Origin of the sequence: Clostridium sp. HV4-5-A1G, from assembly GCF_900184915.1 — a bacterium.
Lineage (GTDB): Bacteria > Bacillota > Clostridia > Clostridiales > Clostridiaceae > Clostridium_B > Clostridium_B aromativorans.
This window is the reverse complement of the sequence record NZ_FXYI02000238.1, coordinates 1-4,096: the sequence shown is the minus strand read 5'-3', so window position 1 is coordinate 4,096 and position 4,096 is coordinate 1. Positions and strand designations below refer to the sequence as shown.

Below are 4,096 nucleotides of genomic sequence, written 5' to 3'. Positions count from 1 at the left end.
AAGCAAGCTGGAGTGAATTCAGAAGAATGCTGGAATACAAGGCTGGATGGTATGGCAGAAAAATAATAGTGGCACCCAGTAATTATGCAAGTAGTCAATTGTGTTCAGTTTGTGGACATAAGAATATAGAAGTAAAAAATCTTGCACTCAGAGAATGGACCTGTCCTAAATGTGGCACACACCATGACAGAGATATAAACGCCAGCAAAAATCTGCTGAAATTAGCTTTATAATTTTAGTAATACACTGAGGTTGGTTCGACCTTTAGAGCTTAGGTAAACTTGTTCCGTTAGAAATATTGACTAAGAAGCCATCCGCTTCTGTAAGTGGTGGCAGTTCACCTATTGATGTTTACTTTGATATGAGATGATATTTCATCATTATAAGTTCGACATATTTATATATCAAAACACTGCATATTCTAAATTTACATGCTTAAAAAATAATATAACAATATTGACATTGCTAAAAATAGATGATATTCTAATGTTAGAAATCGGTTTCGTAAGGTGAGATTAAATATGGACAATAATAAAAAAATTGTTATAGATGACGTGGCAAAAGCAGCGGGCGTTTCTAAATCAACTATATCCAGATACTTGAATGGTAAGTTTGAATATATGTCTGAAAAAACGAAGAAAAAAATTGAGAATGTAATTAAAAAACTGGATTTTAGACCAAATAATATTGCAAGAAGCTTAAAACTTAAAAAAAGCAAGTTAATCGGAGTTATAGTAGCAGATTTGATAAATCCCTTTTCATCTATATTAATCAAAGGAATTGGTGATGCATGTAAAAGCAAAGGCTACAATATCATTATTGTGAATTCCGATAGGAATCCTCGTATAGAAGAAGAGTATATTGAATCTTTATTAGATCAAAGAGTAGAGGGATTAATTATAAATAGCACGGGTGAAAACGTAAAAAAATTAATCAGCATAAAAAAAACGGGAATTCCAATTGTGATGCTTGATAGAACGGTTTGTGAAGAAGAATTTAGTACCGTAACTAGTAATAATTACGAACTTACAAGCCAAACAATTAATTATTTAATAGATTCAGGATTTACAAATCTTGTTTTCTTTACTGAAGATGCTAAAAGGATAACTCCAAGAAAAGAGAGAGAAGAGGCATTTGTAGATGTATGTAGTAAAAGACTAGATAAATCTAATTTCTATGTATGTGTTATTGATCACGAGGAAGAGGGAAATATTGAAGTTAATATACGTAAATTCCAAAACAGCCATAACGGTAAAAAAGTGATTTTTGCAGTAAACGGTGTGGTTCTGTTAAATACATTACAGGCAATGAAAAAATTAAACATAAAAATTCCAGATGATATTGCAATATGTGGTTATGATAATTGGGGTTGGGCAGAGCTTATAACTCCAGGAATTACAACTGTTTCACAACCAACCTGTGAAATGGGATTTCAAGCAGCAAAGATTTTAATTGATAAAATAGAAAATGGAAGCACCCACGATATAGTGCATAAACAATTAAAAGCAAAATTAGAAATAAGAGGATCAACTGTACTTTAAAATATATCAATGTAATTCTGCATTGATATATTTATAAGATATTGATATAAACCGTCTTCTAAAAAATGATTAAAAACAGATTTTTTACATAATTTTTAGAAACCGGTTTATAAAAAACAGTAAAGGAGATATAAATATGAGTAAATACAATGTTGCTGAAAAAATAAATAAAAAAATTATAGCAGTTGTCAGATGCAAAGATTTCACATTAGCGGAAAAAGTATCAGAAAAGTTGATTGTCAACGGTATAAAAGCAATAGAAGTAACATATACCGTTAAAAACGCGGGTAATTTAATACAAAAACTTAAAAAAAGATTTCCAGATATTTTAGTTGGAGCAGGTACAATCGTCAATCTAACTGATGCCAAGGAAGCTATAGAAAACGGAGCTGACTTTATTGTTTCACCATGTACAGTAGAGGAAGTCTGCAAAATATGTAAAGAAAAAGATATATTTTGTTTTTTAGGAGCACTCACACCTACTGAAGTATTTAGAGCTTATAAACTGGGAGCAGATGTTATAAAGCTTTTTCCTGGAAGCTCACTTAAACCGTCATATATAAAAGAATTAAAAGCACCCTTCCCATACATAGATTTTATGCCAACGGGTGGAGTTAATAAAAGTAATATTAGAGAATGGTTTGAAAATGGTGCAGTTGCTGTTGGATTAGGTGGATACTTTACAAACAATATCAATGAAAACAATTTAAATGAAATTGATAAAAGGGTTAGAGATATTTTTGATGCATTAAATTAAGTGGGAGTATTTATTATGGATAAAAAATTAGTTGTTATTAATACTCTTGTTTTTAAAAATTATATGGAAAAAGGTTTTAAACAGGAGGAAATATTTGAATATTTAAATGAACTCAATCTTAGTAATATTGAAATAAGAAGAGAATTTATTAGAAATTTTAGTACAGAACTAGAAATGTTCTCTAAACTATCCAAGAAATTTCGAATCAATACTTATTATAGTGTACCTAAATATCTGTTTATAGATGGTGAAGTTAATAAGAAAAATATTTTAAAATATATTGAAGAAGCTAAAAAATTCAATTGTAAAAGTTTAAAGCTGAACATTGGAGATTACAGAGGATATGCAGGTAATTTGAAAGAAGATCTAAGGGGTATCCTAGACACTAAAATAAGTATAAATATAGAGAATGATCAAAGTGTTGAAAATGGAACATGCAAGAATATTATTAAATTTTTAGAGGATTGCAAAAAAGAAAACATCGATATTGGCTATGTTTATGATATTGGAAACTGGTCCTGGATAAATGAAGATGAGATGGAAAATGCAAAATTGTTGAAAGATTTTACTAGACATATACATCTAAAAGATGTTAAAAGAACTTCCGATGGACTTAGGACAGTTTTATTAAATGAAGGAAATATACTGTGGAAAGAAGTGCTCGATATATTTCCTAAAGATATTCCAGTTAGTTTAGAGTACCCATGTGAAGACTTTTCAGTTATAAAAGAAGAGATTAAGAAGGTGCTGGAATACTAATATAAATAACTTTTAAGTGGAGGTAAAAAATGAGTGAAGTAATAACAATTGGAGAACCATTAGTTTTATTTGGAGCAGCTGGAGCTGATGAATTAGACAAAGAATTAAGTGAAGTAAAGCATTTTGAAAAATATTTGGCTGGTGCTGAAGTCAATGTATGTGTCGGCTTATCCAGACTGGGACATTCCGTGGAATACATCACAAAATTGGGGGAAGATCCTTTTGGAATATTTATTAAGAGAAACTTAAAAAAAGAAAACATAGGGACAGATTATATATGTTCAACTAATGATTACCCTACTGGATTTCAATTAAAATCAAAAGTAAGCAAGGGAGACCCTAAAATATTTTATTTCAGAAAGAATTCTGCCGCAGCTCACTTTGATATAAATGATTTAGACAATTTGGATTTAAAGGGAGTCAAGTGTGCCTATATATCTGGAATTTTTCCGGCATTATCTGAAAGTACCAGGAAATCGGTTTATAAATTATTGAATTCTATTAAAGAAAATAATATACCGATCATTTTCGATCCCAATCTGAGGCCACAATTATGGGCAAGCAGAGAGGAAATGGTTAAAACAATAAACGATCTGGCGTTTAAATGTGATTATGTAATGCCCGGTATAGGTGAAGGATTGATATTAACGGGAAGTAATAAAAAAGAAGAAATTGCCGATTTTTATCTAAAAAAAGGTGTTAAATTTGTAATTATAAAACTGGGGGAAAAAGGTGCATTTGTAAAATCAAAAGAAGGATCTTATTTGGTAGAAGGATTTAAGGTCGACAAAGTAGTTGATACTGTTGGTGCCGGTGATGGTTTTGCAGCTGGATTTATAAGTGGATTACTGGAAGAATTGAGCATGAGGGATTCTATCAGGAGGGGAAATGCAATAGGAGCATTAGCAGTGATGTCACCAGGAGATAACGATGGTTACCCATCAAAAAAAGAATTGATTGAATTTATGAAATTATAAAATTTAAAATGATATATTAATAATTTTAATAAAAAAGAGATAAATGCAAAAAACTAAAATAA

Annotated in this window: 5 protein-coding genes; all 5 read left to right on the top strand. The window is 30.3% G+C overall.

All coding sequences use genetic code 11. The annotated features are described in order from the left end of the window. Positions 1 to 233: zinc ribbon domain-containing protein (locus J5G60_RS16930; protein WP_207876589.1), on the top strand; the 233-nt coding region annotated here is incomplete at its 5' end. Positions 234 to 521: 288 nt separating this feature from the next. Then, the gene (locus J5G60_RS16925; protein WP_150356622.1) at positions 522 to 1,541 is read left to right on the top strand and encodes a LacI family DNA-binding transcriptional regulator; all 1,020 of its coding nucleotides are present in this window, start codon (positions 522 to 524) and stop codon (positions 1,539 to 1,541) included. Between the two features lie 136 nt (positions 1,542 to 1,677). Next, positions 1,678 to 2,298: a bifunctional 4-hydroxy-2-oxoglutarate aldolase/2-dehydro-3-deoxy-phosphogluconate aldolase gene (locus tag J5G60_RS16920; protein ID WP_150356623.1), complete on the top strand. Its 621-nt coding sequence runs from the start codon at positions 1,678 to 1,680 to the stop codon at positions 2,296 to 2,298. A gap of 15 nt (positions 2,299 to 2,313) precedes the next feature. Beyond that, positions 2,314 to 3,057, top strand: coding sequence for a sugar phosphate isomerase/epimerase family protein (locus tag J5G60_RS16915; protein WP_150356624.1), 744 nt, complete (start codon positions 2,314 to 2,316; stop codon positions 3,055 to 3,057). Positions 3,058 to 3,086: 29 nt separating this feature from the next. Next, on the top strand, positions 3,087 to 4,034 hold the full coding sequence (locus J5G60_RS16910; RefSeq protein ID WP_150356625.1) for a sugar kinase: 948 nt from the start codon (positions 3,087 to 3,089) through the stop codon (positions 4,032 to 4,034). Positions 4,035 to 4,096: the final 62 nt, after the last annotated feature.

What these genes read in the sequence shown, in the direction of transcription:
- J5G60_RS16925 (WP_150356622.1), top strand. Translation starts at nt 522, where the DNA reads ATGGACAATAATAAAAAAATTGTTATAGATGACGTGGCAAAAGCAGCG.
- J5G60_RS16920 (WP_150356623.1), top strand. Translation starts at nt 1,678, where the DNA reads ATGAGTAAATACAATGTTGCTGAAAAAATAAATAAAAAAATTATAGCA.
- J5G60_RS16910 (WP_150356625.1), top strand. Translation starts at nt 3,087, where the DNA reads ATGAGTGAAGTAATAACAATTGGAGAACCATTAGTTTTATTTGGAGCA.
- J5G60_RS16915 (WP_150356624.1), top strand. Translation starts at nt 2,314, where the DNA reads ATGGATAAAAAATTAGTTGTTATTAATACTCTTGTTTTTAAAAATTAT.